At 73.1% G+C, this 23,161-nt stretch carries 16 protein-coding genes; 10 read left to right on the top strand and 6 right to left on the bottom strand.

The genetic code is table 11. The features are described from left to right. The 4 genes from AC2XR2_RS40220 (at nt 1) to AC2XR2_RS40205 (ending at nt 4,794) form a co-directional block, all read left to right on the top strand. Nucleotides 1-1,311 carry an FtsX-like permease family protein gene (locus AC2XR2_RS40220; RefSeq protein WP_491517825.1) on the top strand — a complete coding sequence of 437 codons (1,311 nt, stop codon included), beginning with the start codon at nt 1-3 and terminating at the stop codon, nt 1,309-1,311. A gap of 148 nt (nt 1,312-1,459) precedes the next feature. Continuing rightward, entirely contained in the window at nt 1,460-2,317 is an 858-nt protein-coding gene (locus tag AC2XR2_RS40215; RefSeq protein ID WP_491518584.1) for an AAA family ATPase, read from the top strand. Continuing rightward, nucleotides 2,314-3,660: a vWA domain-containing protein gene (locus AC2XR2_RS40210; protein WP_491517824.1), complete on the top strand. Its 1,347-nt coding sequence runs from the start codon at nt 2,314-2,316 to the stop codon at nt 3,658-3,660. The genes AC2XR2_RS40215 and AC2XR2_RS40210 overlap by 4 nt, the downstream gene beginning before the upstream one ends. Nucleotides 3,661-3,801: 141 nt before the next feature. Beyond that, a complete protein-coding gene (locus tag AC2XR2_RS40205) occupies nt 3,802-4,794 on the top strand; it encodes an NAD(P)-dependent alcohol dehydrogenase (protein WP_491517823.1) in 993 nt (330 codons plus the stop codon). A gap of 88 nt (nt 4,795-4,882) precedes the next feature. On the opposite strand, the gene AC2XR2_RS40200 is transcribed toward AC2XR2_RS40205, so the two are convergent. The 3 genes from AC2XR2_RS40200 to AC2XR2_RS40190 all read right to left on the bottom strand — a co-directional run bounded on the left by AC2XR2_RS40200 (nt 4,883) and on the right by AC2XR2_RS40190 (nt 7,508). Continuing rightward, nucleotides 4,883-5,245: a cupin domain-containing protein gene (locus AC2XR2_RS40200; protein WP_381296827.1), complete on the bottom strand. Its 363-nt coding sequence runs from the start codon at nt 5,243-5,245 to the stop codon at nt 4,883-4,885. A gap of 569 nt (nt 5,246-5,814) precedes the next feature. Continuing rightward, nucleotides 5,815-6,792 (bottom strand): threo-3-hydroxy-L-aspartate ammonia-lyase, encoded by a 978-nt coding sequence (locus tag AC2XR2_RS40195; protein WP_491517822.1) that lies wholly within the window; start codon nt 6,790-6,792, stop codon nt 5,815-5,817. Next, nucleotides 6,789-7,508, bottom strand: a complete 720-nt coding sequence (locus AC2XR2_RS40190) for a helix-turn-helix transcriptional regulator (RefSeq protein ID WP_491517821.1) — start codon at nt 7,506-7,508, stop codon at nt 6,789-6,791. The genes AC2XR2_RS40195 and AC2XR2_RS40190 overlap by 4 nt, the downstream gene beginning before the upstream one ends. 134 nt (nt 7,509-7,642) lie before the next feature. On the opposite strand from AC2XR2_RS40190, the gene AC2XR2_RS40185 reads away from it, so the two are divergent. The 4 genes from AC2XR2_RS40185 to AC2XR2_RS40170 all read left to right on the top strand — a co-directional run bounded on the left by AC2XR2_RS40185 (nt 7,643) and on the right by AC2XR2_RS40170 (nt 14,248). After that, on the top strand, nt 7,643-8,809 hold the full coding sequence (locus AC2XR2_RS40185) for an MFS transporter (RefSeq protein WP_491517820.1): 1,167 nt from the start codon (nt 7,643-7,645) through the stop codon (nt 8,807-8,809). A 24-nt stretch (nt 8,810-8,833) separates the two neighbouring features. Then, the gene (locus AC2XR2_RS40180) at nt 8,834-10,594 is read left to right on the top strand and encodes a glycoside hydrolase family 35 protein (RefSeq protein ID WP_491517819.1); all 1,761 of its coding nucleotides are present in this window, start codon (nt 8,834-8,836) and stop codon (nt 10,592-10,594) included. Further along, nucleotides 10,591-12,975: a beta-galactosidase gene (locus tag AC2XR2_RS40175; RefSeq protein WP_491517818.1), complete on the top strand. Its 2,385-nt coding sequence runs from the start codon at nt 10,591-10,593 to the stop codon at nt 12,973-12,975. Before AC2XR2_RS40180 ends, AC2XR2_RS40175 begins: the two co-directional genes overlap by 4 nt. A 205-nt stretch (nt 12,976-13,180) precedes the next feature. Then, the gene (locus AC2XR2_RS40170) at nt 13,181-14,248 is read left to right on the top strand and encodes a LacI family DNA-binding transcriptional regulator (protein WP_381296838.1); all 1,068 of its coding nucleotides are present in this window, start codon (nt 13,181-13,183) and stop codon (nt 14,246-14,248) included. A 2-nt stretch (nt 14,249-14,250) separates the two neighbouring features. On the opposite strand, the gene AC2XR2_RS40165 is transcribed toward AC2XR2_RS40170, so the two are convergent. From AC2XR2_RS40165 to pdxR, 3 genes are all read right to left on the bottom strand, one after another. Continuing rightward, the gene (locus tag AC2XR2_RS40165; RefSeq protein WP_491518583.1) at nt 14,251-15,288 is read right to left on the bottom strand and encodes a LacI family DNA-binding transcriptional regulator; all 1,038 of its coding nucleotides are present in this window, start codon (nt 15,286-15,288) and stop codon (nt 14,251-14,253) included. A 2-nt stretch (nt 15,289-15,290) separates the two neighbouring features. Further along, on the bottom strand, nt 15,291-18,191 hold the full coding sequence (locus AC2XR2_RS40160; protein WP_491517817.1) for an aminotransferase: 2,901 nt from the start codon (nt 18,189-18,191) through the stop codon (nt 15,291-15,293). A gap of 166 nt (nt 18,192-18,357) precedes the next feature. Continuing rightward, nucleotides 18,358-19,917 (bottom strand): MocR-like pyridoxine biosynthesis transcription factor PdxR, encoded by a 1,560-nt coding sequence (gene pdxR / locus AC2XR2_RS40155; protein WP_491517816.1) that lies wholly within the window; start codon nt 19,915-19,917, stop codon nt 18,358-18,360. Between the two features lie 21 nt (nt 19,918-19,938). On the opposite strand from pdxR, the gene AC2XR2_RS40150 reads away from it, so the two are divergent. Together AC2XR2_RS40150 and AC2XR2_RS40145 are read left to right on the top strand one after the other, a co-directional pair. Next, nucleotides 19,939-20,904, top strand: a complete 966-nt coding sequence (locus tag AC2XR2_RS40150) for a DMT family transporter (protein ID WP_491517815.1) — start codon at nt 19,939-19,941, stop codon at nt 20,902-20,904. A gap of 46 nt (nt 20,905-20,950) precedes the next feature. Beyond that, nucleotides 20,951-23,137, top strand: coding sequence for a pectate lyase-like domain-containing protein (locus AC2XR2_RS40145; RefSeq protein ID WP_491517814.1), 2,187 nt, complete (start codon nt 20,951-20,953; stop codon nt 23,135-23,137). Nucleotides 23,138-23,161: the final 24 nt, after the last annotated feature.

The following is a 23,161-nucleotide window of genomic DNA, read 5'->3' as shown; positions in this document are numbered from 1 at the left end:
ATGTTCATGCTGGCGATGCGGTCGGTACGGCAGCGGCCCGGACGGTTCCTCGCGACCCTGCTGGCCGCGTTCCTGGGCGCGGGGATCATCATGACGTTCAACTCGCTGTACGACACGGCGAGTCGGCCGGGCGTCGACCCGGTGAGCTCGCAGACGCTGACGACGTCGGCGAGCGTGGTCGGCGGCTACGGCACCCTCCTGGTGTTCTTCGCCGTGGCCTCGACGATGACGGTCAACGTCCGTCAAAGGGCGGGTGAGTTGGAGCTGCTGCGCTGCTCGGGTGCGACGCCGGGGCAGATCAGGCGGATGGTCGTGGGCGAGGCCGTGGCGGTCGCCCTGCTCGGCGCCGTGGCGGCGATCGGCCCGGCGATGCTGGGCGCGCGGGCGCTGCTGACCGCCTTCCAGGACAGCGGACAGGTCGCGGAGAGCGTCGAGCCCTCCTTCGGTCCCGTAGCGCTGTTCTCCGGCGTCGACCTCACCCTGGTCGCCGCGGCGGGTGCGGCCTTCCTCGCCGTACGGCGGGCCACGCGGGGAGCGCGGCGGCGGGGCCGGACACGGACGGTCCTCGCGTACGCGGCCCTCGGTCTCGGGGCCCTGTCGGCGCTCTCCACCTTCGCGTTCTCGGCGACGGACGAGGCGCTCATGGCGACGCCGGCGTACGGGGCGATCCTGCTGTCCGTGGGGTTCGCGCTGCTCGCCCCGCGGCTGCTGAAGGGGGTGCTGGACCGGCTGCCGCTGACCGGTGCGAGCGGCTGGCTGGCCGTGCGGAACCTGCGCCGCCGGGCGGACCACCTCTCCGGGATCCTGATGTCGCTGATCCTGTTCACGGCCGTGTCCGTCGCCACGCTGTACATGCAGGGCGTGGAGAGCGACGCCGTGGCGGCCTCGGGAGCGGTCAAGAGCGTCGACGCGAAGAACCTGGAGACGCTGAACCTCACGGTCGTCGGAATCATCGTGGTGTTCGTCTGCGTGATGCTGGTCAACTCGCTGTACGCGGCGACGGCATACCGGCGCCGGGAGTTCGGGCAGCAGCGCCTCGCCGGAGCGACACCGGGGCAGGTCCTGGGCACGGTGGGCGCGGAGGCGCTGATCCTCACGGCCGTAGGACTGTTCTTCGGCACGGTGGCGGCGCTGGCCGGGATCGTCCCGTTCACCGTGGTCCGCGCCGACTCGGTGCTGCCCCAGCAGGGTCCCGGCATCTGGCTGGCGGTCGGGGCGGTCGCGGCGGCGGCGACGCTCGGGACGAGCCTGGCCACGGCCCGCAGGGTGCTGCGTGCTCCGGCGGTGGCGGCGGTGGGGTCGGCCGCGTAGGGGGCTCGGCGGAGTGCGGTGCCGGGTGGGGCCGCGCCCCGGGTGGGCCCCCGGGGCGGGCCGCGGTCATCGGACCCACGTGACAGAACCGGTGAACAAGCGCTTAGATAGTTGGCGGAAACGAGTTCGCGCCGCTGGAGGCCCCGTGCTGTTCACATCCGTCGACGACGTCTCCGCACGCCTCGCCGAGACCGGCTACCTCGCCTCGCCCGCCGTCGCCACCACCGTCTTCCTCGCCGACCGGCTCGGCAAGCCGCTCCTGGTCGAGGGACCCGCCGGGGTCGGCAAGACGGAGCTGGCCAAGGCGGTGGCGGAGGTCGCAGGGGCCCGGCTGGTCCGGCTCCAGTGCTACGAGGGCGTGGACGAGTCCCGGGCCCTGTACGAGTGGAACCACGCCAAGCAGCTGCTGCGGATCAGCGCCGGCCGGGAGGAGACCTGGGACGAGACGCGCACGGACATCTTCAGCGAGGAGTTCCTGCTCTCCCGCCCCCTGCTGACGGCGATCCGCGGCGACGAGCCCAAGGTCCTGCTGATCGACGAGACCGACAAGGCGGACGTGGAGGTCGAGGGGCTGCTCCTGGAGGTGCTGAGCGACTTCCAGGTCACCGTCCCCGAGCTGGGCACCATCACCGCGTCCCGCCGTCCCTTCGTCGTCCTCACCTCCAACGCCAGCCGCGAGCTGTCGGAGGCCCTGCGCCGCCGCTGCCTGTTCCTGCACATCGGGTTCCCGGAGGAGGAGCTGGAGCGGCGGATCGTACGGCTGAAGGTGCCGGGCCTGGACGAGACGCTGGCGAAGTCCGTGGTCCGGGTCGTGGGGGCGCTGCGGGCCATGGACCTGCGCAAGGTGCCGTCGGTCGCGGAGACCATCGACTGGGCGCGCACCCTCCTCGCGCTCGGCGCGGACCACCTCGACGAGACGGTCGTACGGGACAGTCTGGGGGTGCTCCTCAAGCACCAGGACGACATCCTCAAGGCGGGGGCCAAGCTCGACCTGGACGCGGTGTGAGCACCGCCGAGCGGCTCACCTCCCTGGTCGGCGCCCTCCGCGCACACGGTGTGCGGATCGGGACCGGCGAGACGGTGGACGCGGCCCAGGCGGTCGAGGCGCTCGGGTTCACCGACCGCGAGCGGCTGCGGGAGGGCCTGGCGGCGACCCTGCTGCACAGCACGTCCCAACGGCCGGTGTTCGACCCGGTCTTCGACCTGTACTTCCCGCGGGGCGTCGGCGCCCCCGACACCGGCCCCGCGGACCGGGAGGAGCTGCGCGAACGCCTCGCGCGGGCCCTCGCCGCGAACGACGAGCCCCTGATGACCCGCCTCGCGGCCGAGGCCGTCGACGGGTTCGGCGGATACGGCAACTCCCCCTCCTCGGACGGCTGGTCGTCGTACCAGACGCTGGACCGGCTGCGCCCGCAGACCCTCCTCGCCCGCGTCCGCGACGACGTGCGGGGCCGGCAGGGCATGTCCGGGTTCACCGACCGGCTCCTCGAGGACGAGATCCGGCGGCGCATCGAGGCGTTCCGCGCCCTGGTGGCCGCGGAGGCCCGGCGACGGGTGGCGGAACGGCGGGACCGGGACGCGATCGCCCGGCGGGCGGTCGCCCCGACGACCGACCGGGTCGACTTCCTGTTCGCCGGGAAGGACCGGCTGGCCGAACTGCGGCGCACGGTCCAGCCGTTGGCCCGCAAGCTCGCCACCCGGCTGGCGGCCCGCCGCCGTCGTGCGGCGCGCGGCACCATCGATCTGCGGCGAACCCTGCGCGGTTCGCTGTCGACAGGCGGGGTGCCGATGAAGCCGGTGCTGCGCAGGCGTCGGCCGGCCCGGCCCGAACTCGTGTTGCTGTGCGATGTGTCGGGCTCGGTGTCGGGGTTCTCGGACTTCACGATGCTGCTGGTGCAGGCGCTGCACGACCAGTTCAGCAAGGTGCGGGTGTTCGCCTTCGTCAACCGGCTCGACGAGGTCACCGGGCTCCTCCGGCACGGCACGGCCGACCCGGAGGGCCTCGGCGCCCGCATCCGGGCCGAGGCCACGCTCACCGGCTGGCACGGCAGCAGCGACTACGGCGTCGCGCTGGGCGAGTTCGCCTCGCGGTACGGGGCCGCGCTGAGCCCGCGCACGACGGTCTTCGTGCTCGGTGACGCCCGCACCAACATGAGCGACCCGAACCTGTCCGCCGTCCGCGAGATCACCGAACGGGCGCGCCGCGTCTACTGGTTGAACCCGGAGGCACGGCCGCAGTGGGGCACCGGCGACTCGGCCGCGTACGAGTACGCCGAGCTGGTGGAGATGCACGAGTGCCGCAATGTCCGCCAGCTCAGTGCGTTGGTGGGGCGGCTGCTGCCGATCTGAGGGGGCGCGAGCACGTCCGGGCGCGAGCACGTCCGGGCGCGAGAACGACCGGTTTGGCTACGTCCTGCCGAGTAACCCGTGCGGTTTCCGATGGCAAGGCGGGGCCTGTTCCCTACGCTCCGCAGTGACGGAGGGGGTCGCATGAAGGCAGTCGTCCAGGACCGCTACGGCTCGGTGGACACGCTGGAGTTGAGGGAGGTCGAGCGGCCGGTGCCGGGGGCCGGCGAGGTGCTGGTGCGGGTGCACGCGGCGTCGGTCAACGCCTACGACTGGCACTGGCTGCACGGCGATCCCAAGATCGCACGGCTGGTGTTCGGGCCGCGCGCGCCGAAGGTGCGGATCCGGGGCCGGGACTTCGCGGGCCGCGTGGAGGCGGTCGGACCCGAGGTCAAGGGCCTGCACGCCGGCGACGAGGTGTACGGCGAGGCGGACGGCACGTTCGCGGAGTTCGTGTGCGCCAAGGACACCGAGACGGATCTCAAGCCCGCCGGCCTCACCTTCGAGCAGGCGGCCGCGATGCCGTTGGCCGCGAACACCGCGCTCATCGGGCTGCGGGACGTGGCCGGCGTGCGGGCCGGCCAGTCCGTGCTGGTGAACGGTGCCTCCGGCGGTGTGGGCACCTTCGCCGTGCAGCTCGCGAAGGCATTCGGCGCCCGGGTCACCGGTGTGTGCGGGGCGCGCAACGTCGAGCTCGTCGGATCCCTCGGCGCCGACGACGTGGTCGACTACACGCGCGAGGACTTCACCCGCGCCGGACGCCGCTACGACGTCGTGCTGGATCTGGTCGGCAACCGCTCGCTGGCCGACCTGCGGCGCGCGACGACGCCCTCGGGAACCGTCGTCCTCTCCGGCGGGGGCGTGTTCGAGGGCGGCAGCCTCCTCGGGCCGGTGTGGCTCATGGCGCGCGCACGGCTGCTCGCCCCCTTCGTGCGTCAACGCGTGCTCCCGCTGCCGGCGAAGGCGCGCAAGGAGAACCTGGCGGTGCTGCGGGAACTCGCCGACGCCGGGAAGATCGCCCCGGCCGTCGAGCGGATGTACCCGCTGAGCGAGGCGGCCGAGGCCATACGGCATCTGGAGGTGGAGCACGCGCGCGCGAAGATCGTGGTCACGGTGGGGGGAGCGAGCGGGCCGTGACGAGTCGCGCGGCGGTTCGGGCACGGTGGGGTTGGCACGGTGCGGGGCCGGCACGGTGCGGGGCCGGCACGGTGCGGGACGGGTTCTCTTACTTCTCTTTCGCGTAGTCCCTCGCCATGCCGCCCGCGAAGTCGTAGACCACGCACTGTTCGTCTCCGACGACCCAGGCGTCATGTCCGGGTGACACCACGAAGACGTCCCCTGGGCCCAGTTCCTGCTCGCCGCCGCCCTCGTCCATCAGGATGTGCATGCGGCCCTGGACCACGTAGCCGTTGTGGTGGACCTCGCAGCTCCTGGTTCCCGCGATCGGAGCGACGGACTCCGACCAGCGCCAGCCGGGCTCGAAGGTGCCGACGGCGAAGTCCAGCCCGCTCATGTGGACCGCCTCCAGGTGGCCACGCGGGAAATCGCGGCGCTCGTCCGGCTTGTCGAGCGTCTTCACCTCGAACATGACGGCTCTCCCTTCCGGCCGTGTCGGTACGGCCGGGGCCGGTCTCCGTCTCCCACCCGTCCCGGGCGGCACCGGCGGGGGCCGGTCCCACGTCTCCATGGTCCGCCTGTGCGGCTTGGTCCGCCATTCGGCTGCGCCGGGCTGGGGCGCGTTCGTGGTTGGGCGCGGGTTCGGTGGGGGCGGGCGTTTTGCGCAGTTCCCCGCGCCCCTGAGAGGCCTGCGGCGGCCCCTTGCGGCCCGGTGGGGCCGTGCGTAGCGCATCCGGTCCGGTGGGTGGGTCGGTGCCGGGGTGGGGGGTATCCGTCCTCGGTCCGGCGGCTCGGTCCCTCGAGCAGCACCCGGTTCCGGACGCCGGCCGCTGCGGGCGGACACCCCCCACCCCGTCCCCTGCGCGCCGTCGGCGGCCAACGGCCGGTGGGGGCGGACGCGGGCGGCTGACGGCCCGTGGGGTCGCAGGCCAACTGCAGCCCACCCAGGGGCGCGGGGAACTGCGCGACCAGCCACAACGCACCCGCAGCCGCCCGACCACAAAACCCGGCACCCCCCCTAGGCGCCCGGCACCCCCGCCCTCAGCCCCCACCCCCACAAAGCCGCCCGAACCGCTCCGCATCCACATTGCCGCCCGAGACGATCACCCCGACCCGGCCAGAAAGGCCTCCCACCCGGCCGCTGAGCAGCGCGGCCAGCGGACTCGCTCCGCTCGGCTCGATGACGATCTTCAGGCGCTCGAAGGCGAACCGCATGGCGTGTCGGATCTCGTCGTCGGTGACCAGCGCGATCTCGTCGACGAGCCGTCGGTTAACCGAGAAGGTCAGCTTGCCCGGGGTGTCGAGGGCCTGTCCGTCGGCGATGGTCTTCGGCACCGGGATGCTGACGCGTCGCCCGGCCTCCAGGGACCGTTTGGTGTCGTCGCCGGCCTCCGGCTCGACCCCGATCATGCGGATGCCCGGACAGCGGCCCTTGGCGGCGGTCGCGCTCCCCGCCATCAGTCCGCCGCCCCCGACCGGCGCGAGCAGGGCAGCCAACTCGCCCGTCTCCTCGAGGAGTTCCAGTGCGGCCGTGCCCTGTCCGGCCATCACGTGCGGGTGTTCGTACGGCGGGACGAGCGCCAGGCCCCGTTCGGCCGCCAGGGCCCGGGTGATGGCCTCGCGGTCGCCGGTGTAGCGGTCGTACGTCACGATCTCGGCACCGTAGCCCTCGGTGGCCGCCCGCTTGGAACGCGGAGCGTCCTCCGGCATCACGATCACCGCCGTGGTGCCGAGTTCACGCGCCGCCAGGGCGACCGCCTGGGCGTGGTTCCCGGAGGAGTAGGCGGCGATGCCCCGGGCGAGCTGGTCGGGGGTGAGCCGGGAGGCCGCGTTGTAGGCGCCGCGGAACTTGAAGGCGCCGACCCGCTGGAAGTTCTCGCACTTGAGGAAGACCTCTGCGCCGACCAGGGCGTCGAGCGTGCGCGAGCGCAGCACCGGCGTGCGGTGCGCCACGCCCTTGAGCCGGGCTGCCGCGTCCAGGACGTCGTCCAGGGTGACCGGTGGGGTGGTGGTCGTCACGTATGCCCTCCATTGTTCGTCTGCTCCCGGGCACCTGCCAGGGACCCGGACTGTTCCCGCATCCCTTCCGAGGGCCGGGACCGGGACTCTTTTCGGGACTGGGACAGGTAGCTGTACGCGGAGGCCCTCGAGATGCCCAGCCGTCCCGCCACCTGCTCGATCGCCCGGCGCACCGCGAACACCCCCCGCTCGTCCAGGCTCCGGAACAGGTCCAGGCGCCCTGCGCGGTCGAGCAGCGCCCACGACTGGTGCCGGTGCGCGTCGAGCATGACGTCCACGACGGAGTCGATGTCGTCGCCGAAGGTGGTCACCGGAGGTTCTGCGGGGGCCGTGCCGATCCCGGCCAGCGCTCCCAGCAGGGCGTGGACCTCGCTCGCCGCGCCGACGTCGACATTGACGCACAACGCGCCGAAGACCGCGCCCGAGGAGTCCCGCAGCAGCATCGTCGACGACTTGACCAGCTTGCCGGTGTCGGTCCGGGTGACGTAGTTCAGCTCGTCGGCCGCCTCGTCGCCGCGGGCGACCATGCGCATGCCGATCTGACTCATCGCCCCGCCCACCGTGCGCCCGGTCACCGCGCCGGAGAGGGCCACCACGGACCGCTCCGGTCTCCGGTAGTCATGCAGCACGACCTCGCACACCGGGCCGAAGGTCGCCGCGATCCCGTCCACGACCGGTGTGAGCGCGGCAAGGATCGCGTCCCGTTCCGCCTCCATCTCGCACCTTCTCCCTTCCGTCGACACACCTAGACTAGCAATCCAATGACTGGACCACCAGTCCAATGCCCCCTACGCCCTCGCTCGTTCGGGGGATCTTGACGCTCCTTGAGTTACCGGTAACATCAACTCTCGTGTCCTCGACGACGGCGCCCGCGCGCACTCCGGTCTTCAGTCCGGCCGCCGTGGTCGCCTCCTGCGTCGGCTTCGTGCTCATCGGGGCGCTCCAGGCCCTGTACGGACCGGCGATTCCGGCGTTCCGCGCGGAGTTCGGGCTGTCCCCGTCCGGGGCCGGACTCGGGCTCAGCGCCCATTTCGTCGGCGGGGTCGCCGGTGTCCTGCTGTTCGACCGGCTCTACGGCCGGATCGGCAACCGCCGGATCCTGGGCGTCTCCTATCTGCTGATGGCCGTGGGCGCGGCGGGCTTCGCGCTGGCGCAGAACTGGCCGTCCGCGCTGGCCGCCGCCCTGCTCGCGGGACTCGGCTTCGGCGGGATCGACTACGGCCTCAACCAGCTGTTCGCGGTCGGCTTCGGCCGGCGCTCCACCGCGATGCTGAACGTCCTCAACGCGCACTTCGGCATCGGCGCCGTCCTCGGCCCGGCGCTGATCGGCACGGTCGGCTCCGCGCACTACCCGGCGGTCTTCCTGGGCTTCGCGCTCGTCACCCTGCCGCTGCTGCTGTGCCTGAAGGGCGTACGGGACGAGGTGCCGCAGCCGTCCGACACGGCCACCGCGTCACCCGGCGTGCTCGGCCGCAGTCTGGCCTCGGTGCTCTCGGTGTTCGTGACGCTCTACGTCCTGCACGTGGGCGTCGAGGCGGGCGTCGGAGGCTGGGAGCCCACGCATCTGGAGACCGTGGGCTACGGCGCCGGGGTGGCCGCGACCGCCACCTCCGTCTACTGGCTGATGATGACCGTGGGCCGCTTCCTGGTCGCCCCGATCGCGCTCAGGTTCTCGGCGCAGACCATCATCACCGTGTCCTGCGCGGGCATGACGGTCTGTCTGCTGCTGGCGTCCGTAAGGGAGTTGGCGCCCTACGCGTACGCCGGTGTCGGACTGTTCATCGCTCCGATCTTCCCCACCGGCCTGCCCTGGCTGCACCGGGCCGCCCCGGGCGCCCGCCGGGCCGGTGCCCTGGTCATCGCCGCCTCGATGATCGGTGGTGTGGTCGCGGGCCCGGCCCTGGGCAAGGCCATCGAGTGGTCCGGGATCCGGGCCGTGCCGCTTCTGCTGAGCGGCGTCTCGGCGCTCTGTCTCGCCGCCACCCTCTGGCTCGTCCGCAGCACCCGAACCCACTGAAGCCCCTTCGAAGGGATGCCCCGCATGCCCGCTCTGACGACGTCCTCCGACGGTTTCCTCCTGCACGGTGAGCCGTTCCGGATCCTCTCCGGGGCCATGCACTACTTCCGGATCCACCCCGACCAGTGGGCCGACCGGCTGCGCAAGGCCCGGCTGATGGGTCTCAACACCGTCGAGACGTATCTGCCGTGGAACCACCACCAGCCCGAACCCGGCACCCTCGTCCTGGACGGCTTCCTCGACCTGCCGCGCTGGCTGCGCCTGGCCCAGGAGGAGGGACTCCAGGTGATCCTGCGTCCCGGGCCTTTCATCTGCGCCGAGTGGGACGACGGCGGGCTGCCGTCCTGGCTGCTCGCGGATCCCGACATCCGGCTGCGTACCAGCGACCCGCGCTTCACCGGGGCGTTCGACGGCTACCTGGACCTGCTGCTCCCCGCGTTGCGCCCGTATCTCGCCGCGCACGGCGGTCCGGTGATCGCCGTCCAGGTGGAGAACGAGTACGGGGCCTACGGTGACGACACCGCGTACCTCAAGCACGTCCAGCAGGCGCTGCGTGAACGGGGCGTCGAGGAGCTGCTGTTCACCTGCGACCAGGCCGACCCCGAGCACCTGGCGGCCGGTACGCTGCCCGGCACGCTCGCCACCACCACCTTCGGCAGCCGGGTCGAGGAGAACCTCGCCGCGCTCCGCGCCCACCAGCCCGAAGGGCCGCTGATGTGCGCGGAGTTCTGGATCGGCTGGTTCGACCACTGGGGCGGCCCCCACCATGTGCGGGACGCGGCCGACGCCGCCGCCGACCTGGACCGGCTGCTCGCCACCGGCGCCTCGGTCAACATCTACATGTTCCACGGGGGCACCAACTTCGGCTTCACCAACGGCGCCAACCACAAGCACGCCTACACCCCCACGATCACCTCCTACGACTACGACGCGGCCCTCACCGAGAGCGGTGACCCCGGCCCCAAGTACCACGCCTTCCGTGAGGTCATCGCCCGCCACGCCCCGGTCCCGGAGGAACCGGCCCCGGCTCCCGCGCCCAAGCTCCCCGTCACCGACGTCGACCTGGACCACCGGGCGCCGCTGCTGCCGTACGTCCGCGGTCTCGCACCGATACACACCGAGGCCCCCGCGACGATGAACGAGCTGGGTGTGCGGTCGGGTCACGTGCTGTACCGCACCACGCTGCCCGCCTCCGGGGAGGGCCTGCTGCACTTCGCGGGCGGGGTCGGCGACCGCGCCCTGGTGTTCGTGGACGGCGCCTGCGTCGGCGTACTGGAGCGTGAGCGGCACGACGAGACGCTGGTGGTGCGCTTGCCGCACGCCGGTGCCGTGCTGGAGGTGCTCGTGGAGAACATGGGCGGGGTCAACTACGGGCCGCGCATCGGCGCGCCCAAGGGGCTGCTCGGCCCGGTGTCCTTCCAGGGGAGCGCCCTGCGCGGCTGGGAGGCGCGGGCGGTGCCGGTGGACGATCCGGCGGCCGTGCCGTTCGGGGCGTACGAGACCGGCCCGTCCGCCGGCCCCGCCTTCCACCGGGGCACGTTCGAGGTGGCCGCGCCCGCCGACACCTTTCTCGCCCTGCCCGGCTGGACCAAGGGCCAGGCCTGGGTCAACGGCTTCCACCTCGGCCGCTACTGGAACCGCGGCCCGCAGCACACGCTGTACGTGCCCGCCCCGGTCCTGCGCCCGGGCTCCAACGACCTCGTCGTCCTCGAACTGCACGCCACCACCGCCACCCGTGCCCGGCTCACGGACCGCGCCGACCTCGGACCGGAGAACACCTGGTGACCCGCCCCCACCGACTGCGCGTCCCCGCGCCCACCGCTCCCCCGCTCACCGGCCACCTGCCCTTCGCCGACGCGCCGGGCGTGGCCGACCCGATCGAGGTCACCAGCCGCTGGCTCAGCCGTGGCGGCCGCCCCTGGTTCCCCGTCTCCGGCGAGTTCCACTACTCCCGCTACCCCGCCGGGGAATGGGAGGAGGAGCTGCTGAAGATGAAGGCGGGCGGGGTGACCGCCGTCGCGAGCTACGTCATCTGGATCCACCACGAGGAGATCGAGGGCCGGGTCCGCTTCGACGGCGACCTCGACCTGCGCCGCTTCGCCGAACTGTGCGCCCGCCACGGCCTGGACTTCGTCCCCCGCATCGGCCCCTGGTCGCACGCGGAGGTCCGGGGCGGCGGTCTGCCCGACTGGGTGCTGGCCCGCGACTGCGTCCCCCGCACCGACGACCCCGCCTACCTGGAGGCCGTACGCCCCTGGTTCGCGGCGATCGCCGAGCAGTTGAGCGGTCTCGACCGCGCGCATGGCGGCCCGATCGTGGCGATCCAGATCGAGAACGAGCTCTACGACCAGCCCGGCCACCTCCTGACCCTCAAGCGGATGGCCCAGGAGGCCGGTCTCAGCGCGCCCCTGTGGACCTCGACCGCCTGGGGCGGGGTCCAACTCCCGCCGGACGAGCTGCTTCCGCTGTACGGCGGCTACACCGAGACCTTCTGGACGGAGGCCGACGGCGGCTGGCCCGACACCTGCCGCAAGCACTTCTTCTTCACCCACCAGCGCGACGACGAGGGCATCGGCTCCGACCTGCGCCCGGTGCGGGTGCGGGGCAGCGAGCCGGACGCCTTCGCGGACCGATTCCCCTGGGCCACCTGCGAGTTGGGCGGCGGCATGGCGGTGTCGTACCACCGGCGCCCGTACGTCGATCCGGACGACATCGGCGCGCTCGGCCTCACCAAGATCGGCTGCGGCTCGGTCTGGCAGGGCTTCTACATGTTCCACGGCGGCACCAACCCGCCGGGCGAGCTCAGCACCCTCCAGGAGTCGCACGCCACGGGCTATCCGAACGACCTGCCCCTCCTGACGTACGACTTCCAGGCACCGCTGGGCGAGTACGGCCAGTACCGGCGCACCTACCACGAACTCCGGCTCCAGCACCTGCTGTTGGCGGACTTCGGGCACCTGATCGCCCCCATGGAGTCGGTGCTCCCGGAGGATCGGCCGGACGGACAGCTCGACCGGGACACCCTGCGGTGGGCGGTACGCGGTGACGGGAACTCCGGCTTCCTGTTCGTCAACAACCACCAGCCGCACGAGCCGCTGCCGGAGCGTCCCGAGACGTCGTTCACGGTCGAATTCCCGGACGGGGGCGGCGAGTTGTCGCTGCCGAGCATCCCTGTCACGGTTCCGGCCGGCGCCTACTTCTGCTGGCCCCTGCGTCTGGAGCTGGGCGGGCTGCGGCTGGAGTGGGCCACCGCCCAGCCGGTGTGCACGCTCGACGTCGAGGGCCGTACGGTCCTGGTGCTGGCCGCCACGGACGGCATCGCTCCCGAACTCGCCCTGGACGCGGACACGGTGGCCGCCCTGTGCACACCGTCCGGGGATGTCACCCCGGTCGGCGACCGGCTGCTGGTGACCGGGCTGCGGCCCGGCACCGACGCGCTCGTCGAGGTGGACACCGCCGACGGCGGGCGGGTCGGTCTGCTGGTGCTGGACGCGGCTACGGCCCGAACCGCCTACCAGGGCACGGCGTGGGGCGCGGAGCGGCTGGTGCTGAGCGCGGACGGGGTGGTCTTCGACCGGGACGAGGTACGGCTGCACGGTTCGGGTGCGGCGACGTCGTTCGCCGTGCTTCCGGCGCCGGAGCGGGCGCCCGTCGTGGACGGGGTGGCTGCGGAGGCGGCGGCGGACGGGGTGTTCACCCGTTACGCGGTCCCGTCGGTGTCGGGCGTCGAGGTCTCCGGCGTCGAGGTCACCCTCGTCCGGGCCGCCGGGCCCGCGCCCGAGACCATCACCGGGGTCCAGGGCCGGGCGAGCGTGCCGGCCGACAAGTACTTCGACGGCGTGGCCGCCGAGTACCGCATCGACGTGCCGGACGGACTGCCCCCGGGGACGCTGCTGCGGCTGCACTGGCACGGGGACGCGGGCCGGGCGTACGTGGGCGGGACCCTCGTCGCCGACCAGTTCTTCGCGGGGCGGGTCTGGGACATCGGCCTGGACCGGCTGCCCACGGACGTGCTGCGGGCCGAGGGACTGCGGGTACGGGTGCTGCCGCTGCACGCGCGAGCGCCGGTCCATCTGCCGGAACAGGCGGACGTCGACCGGGAGACGGCCGCCGTGACACACGCCGAGTGGATCACCAGGCGCACGCGTTCGGTTCAGGCGGGCTGACCTGGCCCGGGCCGGGCATGGCTCGGTTCAGGCGGGCTGACCTGCCCGGGAGTCCCGGTGCTCGGGCCCGGCCCGCCTATGCTGAGCCATCGGCGGGCCGGGACCGCCGTACCGCAGCCCCCACCGCCGTCGCCTCCACTGCCCTTGGGCCCGTCCCGCCACCCCGCCGTTCCACCGCCCCCACCACGTCGAGGAAACCGCCGCCATGAGTCCAAGCGCCGCCGAAGGAGCCGTGCCGAAGGGGCGCAGCCGTCGCAACTTCGCGGGGTCGCGCCCGGTGATGGACGACGTGGCCCGGTTGGCCGGGGTCTCCAAGCAGACCGTCTCGCGGGTGCTGAACGAGCACCCCTCCGTGCGCCCCGAGACCCGCGAGGCGGTGCTGACGGCGATGCGGACCCTGGGCTACCGGCCCAGCCGGAGTGCCCGGTCGCTGGCCAGCGGGCGGACCAGGATGCTCGGGGTCATCTCCTTCGACGCGGCCCGCTACGGACCGGCGTCGATCCTCACCGCGATCAACACCGCCGCCCAGGAGGCCGGTTACCTGCTGAGCTCCATCTCCCTCGACACGGCCGAGCACGACACGGTCGTCGAGGCGGTGGGCCGGCTCTCGGCGGAGGGTGCGGACGGGGTGATCGCCATCGCCCCGCAGCTGTGGGTGGGCCACGCCCTGGCGGACACCCGGTTCGACACCCCGCTGGTGGTGCTGGAGAACGGCTTCGACCTCGAGACCGAGCGGGTCACCGGCAACTCGCGGGAAGGCGCCCGCAAGGCCACCCGGCACCTGCTGGGACACGGCCATTCGACCGTCTGGCACATCGCGGGCCCGAGCGGCTGGACCTCCGCCGACCACCGCCTGGAGAGCTGGCGCACGACCCTGGAGGCGGCCGGTGCGCGGGTCCCCGAGCCGCTGTTCGGGGACTGGAGCGCCGACTCCGGCTACCACCTGGGCCGGCGGCTGGCCCGGCGCACCGACGTCACCGCGGTGTTCGTCTCCAACGACCAGATGGCCCTCGGGGTCCTGCACGCCTTCCACGAGGCGGGCCGTTCGGTGCCGGGGGACGTCAGTGTGGTGGGCTACGACGACATCCCCGAGGCCGCGCATCTGCTGCCGCCGCTGACGACCGTGCGCACCGACTTCGCGGAGATCGGCACCCGCGCCCTGCGTCTCCTGCTGAGCCGCATCGACGAGCAGACGAAGCCGCCCGGCCCCGAGTCGCTGGTCCCGGTGGACCTGGTGGTCCGGGCGAGCAGCGGGGCGGCGCCGGGCCGCTGAGCTCACGAGAGCGTGGCGGCGCGGTCGGTGGAAGCGCGGTCGGTGGAGGCGCGGAAGACCGTCTCCACGGGCAGGGTCCGGGTGGTGCCGTGGGGGGCCTCACCGGAGAGGATCTCGCCCAGCAACCGGGCGCACTCCACGCCCATCTGACGTGGCTTCAGGTCGATCGCGGTGATCGGCGGTTCGGCGGTCCGCATCGCCTGGCTGTCGACGCAGGAGGCCAGCAGCAGGTCCTCGCCCACGACCCGGCCCGCGGCCCTGATCTCGGGGAGGACGGCCGCGGCGGCCCCGTCGGCGGCGCACACGAGCGCGTCGGTCTCCGGTGCCCCTGCGAGCAACTCCCCTACGGCAGCCCGGAGTACGGGTGGCGGGGCGCCGAGGGGAGCCGCGTGCCGGAGCCGGGGCACGCCGTGTTCTGCGCACCAGCGGGCGTAGGTGTCCTGGAGGGTGAGGGCCCAGTCGAAGGTGATGTCGCAGGCGAGGAACGCGGGCCGGCGGGCGCCCTTTGCACGCAGATGGTCCAGGAGTCCGGTCATGGACGTCTCGTGGTCGGACCAGAGCACGCCTGCGGGCTGCCGGTCGCCGACGTAGCGCTCGGCGGTGACGACCGGCAGGCCCGCGTCCATCAGCCGGTCGACGACGGGGTCCTCGGCGACCGGGTCGCACAGCACCAGCCCGTCGACCCGCGGGAGGCGCCCGGAGGACAGCAGGGTCACGTCGAGCCCGGCGTGCGCGGCCTGTTCGGCGACCCCGAACACGAACGACATGTAGTACTCGGCGTTGGTGGGGAACTCCGGGACGTGCAGTCCGATGGTGCCGGTGACGGAGGTACGCAGGCTGCGGGCGCTGCGGTTGGGCGCGTAGTCCAGGCGCCGGGCGGCGTCCAGGACCGTCCGGCGGGTCGGCTCGGACACCCGGCCGTGGCCGCGCAGCGCGTCGGAGGCCGTGGTCGTGGAGACCCCCGCCGCACGGGCGACGTCGGCGAGGGTGGCGGGGGACCCGGGGCGGGGCGGGGTGCGTGGGTTCCTGGCCGTCGGCATGGTCACCAGCCGTTCGTCAGGACGTCGTCCAGGGCCGCGACGAACACGTCGGCGCTCCGGCGGGTCAGACACAGCGGCGGCTTGATCTTCAGGACGCACTGCCGGTCCGAGGTCGGCTGGACGATCACCCCGAGTTCGCGCAGCCGGTCGCAGATCGCGGCGGTCTCCTCGGTCGCGGGCTCCAGGGTCCCGGGGTCCCGGACGAACTCGACGCCCAGATACAGCCCCGAGCCGTGCACCGCCCCGATCAGCGGGTGCCGCAGGGCGAGTTGCTCCAGCCGCTCCTTCACGTACCCGCCCACGTCACGGGCGTTCTCCTGGAGCCGCTCGTCACGCAGCACGTCGAGGACGGTCAGGCCGACGACGCTGCTGACCGGGCTGCCCCCGGCGGAGGAGAAGAAGTAGCCCTGGGTGCGGTAGGCGTCGGCGATCTCGCGCCGGGTGATCACGGCGCCCAGGGGGTGCCCGTTGCCCATGCCTTTGGCCACGGTGACGATGTCCGGGACGACGCCCTGCTGCTCGAACCCCCAGAAGTGGGTGCCGAGCCGGCCGTAGCCGACCTGCACCTCGTCGGCGATGCACAGCCCGCCGACGGCGCGGGTGGCCTCGTAGACCTGCCGGAGGTAGCCGTCCGGGAGGGGGATGCCGCCCGCGTTGCCGTAGAAGGGCTCACAGATGAAGGCGCCGGGCCGGTGGCCCTGTTCGGCGAGTTCGGCGATCCGCTCGGCGGCCTCCGTGCCGTACCGCCATGCCTCGGCGCCGCGGTGCCGGCCGCGGTAGGAGTTGGGCGCGGCGACGGTGTGGATCCAACTCGGGCGCGAGGAGAGGGCGTTCGGGTTGTCGGCGATCGAGGTGGAGACGGCGTCACTCGCGTACGTCCATCCGTGGTAGGCCTCCTCGACCGCGACCGTGTCCTGCCGTCCGGTGGCGGCCCAGGCGAGCCGCAGTGCGAGGTCCACCGCCTCGGAGCCGCTGTTGACGAGGAAGACGGTGTCGAGTTCGGCGGGCAGGAGCGCGCTGAGCCGCTCGGAGAGTTCCACCACGGAGCCGTAGTGGAAACGGGAGTTGGTGTTCAGGCGCTGCCACTGGCGGTGCACGGCATCGCTCAGCGCGGGGTGCCCGTGGCCGAGGATGGTGACGTTGTTGAGCATGTCGAGGTAGGCGCGGCCGCGGGTGTCGACGAGGTGGTGGCGCCAGCCGCGTTCGATGCGGGGCGGCCGGTCGTAGTAGTGCTCCTGGACCGTGGCGAAGGCCTGGTCGCGGCGGGCGAGGAGGTCCTTCTCGGCGGGCGGCACCCCGGTCTCCCGTCCGTTGAGCAGGTGCGTGGGGTCCGGGCTGAGCGCGAGCCGGCCGGCGGCGAGGTCGGGGGTGGCGAAACGGGGCGGGCGCTCGGCGAGTTCGCACAGCTGGAGGCCGAGGACGTGGGTGCCGTCGCGTTCGGCGACCGTGCCGAGGAGTTGTCCGGCGGTGGTCGGGCCGGGTTCGGCACCGCTGTCGACGCCGTACAGCCAGAGGGTGGGTCCCTCGCCGCGCAGGCTGATCGTGCCGTCGGGGTGGCGGGTGAGCGTGCCGTCCCAGGGCGCGTGCACCCTCGACGGGCCCGCGAGGTACAGGTCCACGCCGAGGGCGCAGGTCGCGGGGGCGTCCATGGTGTCGACGGTGGTCCGGGTGAGGCGGAACTCGCCGTGCCGGGTGCGGGCCGCCGCGAGGCCGGAGGCCAGGACGGCCTCGGCGTCCGTGTCGAGCCACCGGCCCGAGTGCAGCGGCTCGCTCTCGGTCGAGAGGTCCAACTCGATGACGGAGGCGGGGAGTTCCGGCACCAGCGGGTGCGTGGCCACGGTCGTGACCGACGGTCGGGGGCGGCCGAGGGACTCGCGCAGGTGGGCCGTCATCACCTCCGTCGGGACCGAGACGGCGGCCTCGAACATGGCCCACTCCCGGTCCAGGGCGGCGGACGCGTACCCGTTGTCGGGGTCCTGGAGGACGTCGTACTGCCCGCTGACCACCAGGACGGCGGCCCGCAGCACGACGAGCGGCCACAGCACGGCCAACTCCCCGTCGGTGAGGGGGCGTACGGCGTCGAAGGCATGGGCGGCGGGCAGGACGGACGTCGGCCCGGCGCCGTGGTGGTGGAGCACCGAGGTGCAGGCGACCGCGAGTTCGGCCACCGTCCAGCCGGTGCCGAGGTCTCCGAAGTCGATGACGCCGACCGGCATCCGGCGGCCGTCCGGCGCGGTCTCGCAGACGACGTTGTTGTCGGTGATGTCGCCGTGGACGAACTGCACCGGCAGACCCCCGGCGTGGGGCTCCACGAGCGCGTGGGCGGTCCGGGCGGCGCTCAGCGCCTGGTCGGCGCGGGCCCGGTCGGGGCAGTGCGGGGCGAGGGTCTCGACCACGGCGAGGGCGTTGCGCAGGTCCCACGGCCGGAAGCGGTCGGGGTCGGAGGCGGTGAAGTCGGCGAGGGCGGCGGCGATCCGTCCGGCGAGTTCGCCCAGCCGGGCGACGACCACGGGGGCGAGGTAGCGGCTGTCCATGATGGGCTCGCCCGGCACGAACTCCAGGAGCCGGCAGTCGAGCCGGACGCCGTCGGCGGTGAAGGGCTGCACCACGTCACCGTCGGTCCCGGGCCGGGCCCGCGGCAGCCGAACGTCCGGCAGGGCGCGGGCCAGGTGTTCTACGGCGGCGCACTGGGCGCGGAGTTCGTCCTGCCCGGTCGCGGAGTTGGCGATCTTGAGGACGTACTCCCCCGTCCCGCCGCGCACCCGGTAGTTGCGGTCCTGCTGGCTGCCCAGGTCCCGCACGCTGCCGTGCACGCCGAACCGCGCCGCCAGTACCGCCGCCGCGGTGGCCTCGTCGATCGGCGCGACGGGTCGCACCAGCCAGTCCGTGGACGGAAGGCCCATGGTCGCTCCGCTTCCGCGGCGAGCTGCCGCTACTCTGCCGGAACGTTCCGGCACGTCTGCCGTGACGGTAGGACGGAACGGGCGTTCGGGTCAACGCCCACCACGAGCCGTCTCTGCCTCCTCAGCCCACCGGGCCCCTCACCCACCGGTCAGTGGGCCCAGTGCGTCACCCGCCGCCGGTCAGAGTGCCCAGCGCCTCTCCCACCAGCGCGATGCCCTCGTCGACCTCGTGGGCGGCGCCCGCCGCGTAGCCGAGGACCAGGCCGGGCGGGCCGGGCGTGAGCCGGTGCCAGGACAGGGGGTGCACCTTGACGCCTTGCTCCAGCGCGGCCGCGGCGAGGTCGGTGTCGCGCAGGCCGGCCCCCAGGTCGTCGAAGGTGACCATGAGGTGCAGGCCGGCGGCCGCCCCGTGCACGCGGGCGCCGGGCAGCCGCGTCTCGACGGCCCGCAGCATCGCGTCCCGGCGCCGGCGGTGGCGCTGCCGGACATGGCGCAGATGGCGTTCCAGCTCGCCGGAGTCCATGAGCCGGGCGAGGACCAGTTGGGTGAGGATGCCGTTGCCGAGGTCGGCGTACCGCTTGGCCGTGACGACGGCGTCCAGCCGGTCCGGCGGGACGAGCAGCCAGCCCACGCGGAGCGCGGGGGCGAGGAGTTTGGAGACGCTGCCCGTGTAGCAGACCCCGTCGGGCAGCAGCGAGCGCAGGGCCGGGACCGGCGGCCGGTCGTAGCGGTGCTCGGCGTCGTAGTCGTCCTCGATGACCACGCCGCCGGCCGCGGCCCAGCTCAGCAGCTCGCGGCGGCGTTCCCCGTCGAGGACGACGCCGGTGGGGAACTGGTGCGCCGGGGTCGTCAGCACCGCCCGGGCACCGCAGGCGCGCAGCGCGCCGACGGCGAGGCCGCCCGCGTCCACGGGGACGGGGACGACGGTGTGGCCGCCGTACTCCAACTGCTGGCGCGCGCCGAGTGATCCGGGGTCCTCGACGGCGACGCGGTGGACGCCCTCGGCCCGCAGGAGCTTCCCGAGCAGGGAGAAGGCCTGTGCCACACCGGCCACCACCACGACCTCGTCCGGGTCGGCGCGGATGCCCCGGTTGCGGGCCAGCCAGCCGACGACGGCCCGGCGCAGGGCGGGGGCGCCGCGCGGGTCGCCGTAGCCGAAGTCCACCGGGGTGACGCCCGCGAGGACGGCGCGTTCGGCGCGCAGCCAGGCGGTGCGGGGGAAGGCGGCGAGGTCGGGGAGGCCCGGGGAGAGGTCGATACGGCACGGCAGCGCGCGCAGGGCGTCCACGACGCCGTCGCGGACGGCTGAGGCGAAGAGCGCGGACCCCGGTCCCGGCACCGACGCCCCGTGCGCGCTCTCGCGCGGGCCGGCGGGCGCGACGGGTGCGGCGGGCGCGGCCACGACCACGGTGCCGAGCCGGCCGCGACCGGCGATCTGGCCGGACTCGGCGAGTCGCCGGTAGGCCTCGGTGACCACGCCCCGGGTGACGCGCAGTTCACCGGCGAGGACCCGGCTGGCGGGCAGCCGGGTCCCGACGGGCAGCCGGCCGTCGGCGATGGCCGACCGCAACCGGTCGGCGAGCCAGGCGGTACGGCCGCCGGGCGGTGCCTGTCCGATGTCCAGCTGGAGGAAGTCCGAGCCCAGGGCCGTATCGGCACCCGGCGTGCCGGACGCGGTTTTGGACCCCTCGGACGATGACTTCGTGGACCTGCCCATGGCGTCCATTGTGCGGGCAGGGTGGGCGTCATGAACACACCTTCCGCCTCGTTGGCCCAGCTGGTCCCCGGCATGATCGGGATGACTGTGGTGGGCAGCAGCGTCACCGTCTCGCACACTCTGGTGGACGCCCCGCTGTTCACCACCCAGGCCGTCCGCTATCTGGCCGCGACCGTGATCCTCGTCCTCCTCGCCCGGGTCGCCGGTGTCCGTCCGGTGTGGCCGCGCGGGCGGGAGTGGCTGTGGCTGACCGGGCTCGCCGTCACCGGTCTGGTGCTGTTCAACGTGGCCGTGGTCCGGGGGGTCGCACACGCGGAGCCCGCGGTGATCGCCGTGGCGGTGGCGTGCGTTCCGCTGGTGCTCGGGGTGGTGGGACCGCTGCTGGAGGGACGCAGGCCGAGTCGGCAGGTGCTGATCGCGGCGCCCGTCGTGATGGCGGGCGCGGTGCTGGTGGAGGGCACGGGCCGTACGGACGCGGCCGGGGTGGCCTGGGCCGGGCTGGCCCTGGGGTGCGAGGCCGCGTTCACGCTGCTCGCGGTGCCGGTGCTGGCGCGGCACACGCCCTGGGGGGTGTCGATCCACGCGACCTGGATCGGCGGTGTGCTGCTGGCCGTTCTCGGCGTCCCCCTCGAAGGGCCCACGGCGGTACGGGAGGTGACGGCCGGTCAGTGGGTGGCCGCCGGGTATCTGACGCTGATGGTGACGGCGGTCGCGTTCGTGCTGTGGTACTCCACGGTCCGTGCGGTGGGGGCCGGGCGGGCCGGGCTGCTCACCGGTATCGCTCCCCTGGCGGCGGCGGTCGCCGGCGCGGTGTCCGGCACGGGCGTGCCGGGGCCGTCGGTGTGGCTGGGCATCGCGGTGGTGATCGTGGGTCTGGTGATGGGCCTGCGGCCGCGGCCCGTGCCCGCTGTGGCGGTCTCCCCGGCACCTCCCCCGGCCAACCCCCTTCCCTCAAACCTTACTTCACCTCTTGACGCAAGTGGTCCATACCTTTAGGTTCCGGGTCAGCCAGCCTCCTCACCCCCCACGAAGGGCTCTGCGCATGCCGACCCGCCCACGCCTCCCCAGATCCGGCGCCGCCGCGCTCGTCACGGCGGCCGCCGCGTCCCTTCTGACGTTCGCTCCCGCACCCGCGAGCGCGGCCACCGCGCTGCCCACCGGCTTTTCTACTGTCATGAACGCGGCAAGCGGGCGCTGTCTCGACGCCCGGTCGGCCGGCACCGCCAACGGAACCGTCGTCCAGCAGTACGCGTGCAACGGCACCACGGCCCAGCAGTGGAGTTTCACCGCCACCGGCGACGGCTACGTCCGCATCGAGAACCGCAACAACACCGCGCAGGTCGTGGACGTGGCCGACGTCTCCACCGCCGACAGCGCGCCGGTGCATCTGTGGACCTACGGCGGCGGCGCCAACCAGCAGTGGCTGCCCGTCGACGAGGGCGGCGGCGCCTACCGGTTCGTCAACCGCAACAGCGGCAAGTGCCTGGACGATCCGGGCGCCTCGACCGCCGACAGCGTGCAGTTCGTGCAGTACACGTGCAACGGCAGCGCGGCCCAGCGCTTCCAGGTGGTCCCGGTGACGCCGTCGGCCGGCAACCCGGACCTCGGCCCGAACGTCGTCGTCTTCGACCCGTCGACGCCGTCCTCGACGATCCAGTCCCGGCTCGACTCCATCTTCCAGCAGCAGGAGACCAACCAGTTCGGCACCCAGCGCTACGCCGTCCTGTTCAAGCCGGGCTCCTACACCGCGAACGCCAACGTCGGCTTCTACACCCAGGTCGCGGGGCTCGGTCTCACGCCGGACGCGGTGACGGTCAACGGCGCGGTGCACGCGGAGGCGGACTGGTTCCAGGGCAACGCGACCCAGAACTTCTGGCGCGGCGCCGAGAACCTCTCCGTCAACCCGACGGGCGGCGGCGACCGTTGGGCGGTCTCGCAGGCGGCCGCCTACCGCCGGATGCACCTGCGCGGCAACCTCGCCCTGGACGACAACGGCTGGTCCAGCGGCGGCCTGCTCGCCGACACGAAGATCGACGGACAGGTCAACTCCGGCAGCCAGCAACAGTGGTTGACCCGCAACTCCCAGCTCGGCAGCTGGACCGGAGCCAACTGGAACATGGTCTTCGTCGGCAGCCAGGGCGTCCCCGGCACCAGCTTCCCCAACCCGCCGTACACCACGGTCGCCCAGTCCCCGGTCAGCCGGGAGAAGCCCTTCCTGTACGTCGACGGTGACGGCTCCTACAAGGTGTTCGTGCCGTCGGTGCGGTCCAGCTCCACCGGCACCAGCTGGTCCGGCGGCTCCCCGGCCGGGTCCTCGCTGTCCCTCGACACCTTCTACGTCGTGAAGCCGGGCGCGAGTGCCGCGGACATCAACGCGGCCCTGGCGGCGGGCAAGAACCTCCTGGTCACCCCGGGCGTGTACCACCTGAACCAGACGCTCCAGGTGAACCGCGCCAACACCGTCGTCCTCGGTCTGGGCCTCGCCACCTTCGTCCCGGACAACGGCGTCACCGCGATGAAGGTGGCCGACGTCGACGGCGTCAAGGTCGCGGGCGTCCTCTTCGACGCGGGCACCACCAATTCGCCCACCCTGATGGAGGTCGGGCCGGCCGGCTCCGCCGCCTCCCACGCCGCGAACCCGACCTCCCTGCACGACGTGTACTTCCGCGTCGGCGGCGCGGGCGTCGGCAGGGCGACCACCAGCCTCGTGATCAACAGCGACGACGTGATCGGCGACCACATGTGGATCTGGCGCGCCGACCACGGCAGCGGCGTCGGCTGGACCAGCAACACCGCGGACACCGGCCTGATCGTCAACGGCGACAACGTCACCGCGTACGGGCTGTTCGTCGAGCACTACCAGAAGTACCAGACCATCTGGAACGGCAATGGCGGCCGCACGTACTTCTACCAGAACGAGATGCCGTACGACCCGCCCAACCAGGCGGCCTGGATGAACGGTTCGACGCAGGGCTACGCCGCCTACAAGGTCGCCGACTCCGTCACCAGCCACCAGGCCTACGGCCTCGGCAGCTACTGCTACTTCAACGTGAACCCGGGGGTGGCCGCGGAGCGGGCCATCGAGGCACCGAACAGGACGGGCGTGCGCTTCCAGAGCATGGTGACGGTCTCCCTCGGCGGCACCGGCACCATCCGGCACGTCGTGAACGGTACCGGCGGTCCCTCCAACTCCTCGACGAACGTGGCGAATCTGACCAGCTACCCGTAGAGCTCCGCCTTCCGGCCGCCCCTC

The organism is Streptomyces sp. LS-MS-L19, from assembly GCF_058382285.1.
Note: the sequence above shows the minus strand (reverse complement) of the source record. Positions and strands in the feature narration are given on the sequence as shown.

Bases quoted from the DNA above. Each gene is read 5' to 3' on its own strand.
- AC2XR2_RS40220 (WP_491517825.1), top strand. From the start codon at position 1: ATGTTCATGCTGGCGATGCGGTCGGTACGGCAGCGGCCCGGACGGTTC.
- AC2XR2_RS40205 (WP_491517823.1), top strand. From the start codon at position 3,802: ATGAAGGCAGTCGTCCAGGACCGCTACGGCTCGGTGGACACGCTGGAG.
- AC2XR2_RS40200 (WP_381296827.1), bottom strand. From the start codon at position 5,245: ATGTTCGAGGTGAAGACGCTCGACAAGCCGGACGAGCGCCGCGATTTC.
- AC2XR2_RS40190 (WP_491517821.1), bottom strand. From the start codon at position 7,508: ATGGAGGCGGAACGGGACGCGATCCTTGCCGCGCTCACACCGGTCGTG.
- AC2XR2_RS40180 (WP_491517819.1), top strand. From the start codon at position 8,834: ATGCCCGCTCTGACGACGTCCTCCGACGGTTTCCTCCTGCACGGTGAG.
- AC2XR2_RS40170 (WP_381296838.1), top strand. From the start codon at position 13,181: ATGAGTCCAAGCGCCGCCGAAGGAGCCGTGCCGAAGGGGCGCAGCCGT.
- AC2XR2_RS40165 (WP_491518583.1), bottom strand. From the start codon at position 15,288: ATGCCGACGGCCAGGAACCCACGCACCCCGCCCCGCCCCGGGTCCCCC.
- AC2XR2_RS40160 (WP_491517817.1), bottom strand. From the start codon at position 18,191: ATGGGCCTTCCGTCCACGGACTGGCTGGTGCGACCCGTCGCGCCGATC.
- pdxR (WP_491517816.1), bottom strand. From the start codon at position 19,917: ATGGACGCCATGGGCAGGTCCACGAAGTCATCGTCCGAGGGGTCCAAA.
- AC2XR2_RS40150 (WP_491517815.1), top strand. From the start codon at position 19,939: ATGAACACACCTTCCGCCTCGTTGGCCCAGCTGGTCCCCGGCATGATC.
- AC2XR2_RS40145 (WP_491517814.1), top strand. From the start codon at position 20,951: ATGCCGACCCGCCCACGCCTCCCCAGATCCGGCGCCGCCGCGCTCGTC.